This is a genomic window from Pseudomonas sp. GD03862 (assembly GCF_029840855.1).
Lineage (GTDB): Bacteria > Pseudomonadota > Gammaproteobacteria > Pseudomonadales > Pseudomonadaceae > Aquipseudomonas > Aquipseudomonas alloputida.
In genome coordinates, this window is the sequence record NZ_JAOCDI010000103.1 from 1 (window position 1) to 1538 (window position 1538).

Annotated in this window: 1 protein-coding gene; it reads left to right on the plus strand. The window is 65.9% G+C overall.

Features of this window, described 5'->3' with window-relative positions:
* A partial coding sequence (locus N5D53_RS27515; RefSeq protein ID WP_279841132.1) for an Ig-like domain-containing protein occupies positions 1 to 1538 on the plus strand: 1538 nt, incomplete at both ends.

Consider the following 1538-nt stretch of genomic DNA (forward strand, 5'->3'; position numbering starts at 1 on the left):
GTCACCTTCACCGGTCGCGGCGAGCCCGGCGCTACCGTGCAAGTACGCGATGCCAACGGTGCTGTCATCGGTACTGGTGTCGTCGGTGCCGACGGCCTGTTCAGCCTCACCCTGTCGCCTGCCCAGGCCAACGGCGAAGCACTCGACGTACGCTTGGTGGATGCTGACGGCAACGCCTCTGCGCCGCTGCAATTCGATGCGCCGGATATCACCCCACCTGAAGCAGTAACCAATATTGCAGTTGGTGCTGACGGCCTGGCGCTGAGCGGTCGCGGCGAATCGGGTGCCACTGTCGAAGTGCGTGATGCCAATGGCACCGTGATCGGCACGGGTGTGGTCGGTGCCAACGGCACCTTCCTGATCGACCTGAATCCGGCCGCTCAGCCGGGCGAACAATTGAGCCTTGTGCAGACCGACCCAAGCGGCAACGCTTCCTCGGCACTGCAATTCGAAGTCCCGGTCACCACTGCGCCTGCCAGCCCCACCGACCTGGTGTTCGCCGAAGACGGCAGCAGCATCAGCGGTACCGCACCGGCCGGCACCCATGTGGAAGTGCATGACGCCAACGGCACGTTGATTGGCACTGTGGTGGCGGGCCCCGACGGCAGCTTCATCGTCACCCTCGACCCGGCCCAGGCCAATGGCGAACTGCTGGACGTGGTCGCCATTGATGACGGCGGCGTTTCCTCGCTGCCCGCCCAGATCACCGCACCTGATATCACCGCCCCTGCCCCACCGAGCGAACTGGTGATCAATGCCGACGGCAGCGTGGTCACCGGCCGCGCCGAACCGGGAAGCACCGTACGCGTGCTGGCCGCCGACGGCACCACTGTGCTAGGTAGCGTGCTAGTTGGTGCTACCGGCAGCTTCAGCATCACCCTCGACCCGCCACAGATAGACGGCGAGGTGCTGCAAGTGACGGCCACCGATGCGGCAGGCAACGCCTCCACCGGCAGCAACCTTACCGCGCCGGACATCGACGGCAGCGACACAACGCCACCGGAAGCCCCGACCAACCTGGTAATCAACCCTGCCGGCAGCCAGCTCAGTGGTCGAGGCGAAGCCGGCTCTACCGTGCAGGTGCGTGACGCGGCCGGCAACATCCTTGCGACTGGCACCGTCGCTGCAGATGGCACCTTCACCGTCGCCCTTGACCCTGCCGTGAACGACGGCAGCACCTTGCAAGTCACCCTCACCGACGCCGCTGGCAACGTATCGCAACCGGGCTCGGTCACCTCGGCCGACTTGCTGCCGCCAGCACAACCGACTGACTTGGCCCTGGCCGATGGCGTCACCTTCACCGGTCGTGGTGAACCCGGCGCTACAGTGCAGGTACGCGATGCAGCCGGCAACCTGATTGGCACAGGTGTCGTCGGTGCCGACGGCCTGTTCAGCCTCACCCTGTCGCCTGCCCAGGCCAACGGCGAAGCGCTCGACGTACGCTTGGTGGATGCTGACGGCAACGCCTCGGCGTCACTGCAATTCGATGCCCCGGACATCACACCGCCCGATGCGGTCACCGATATCCTGATCGGCCC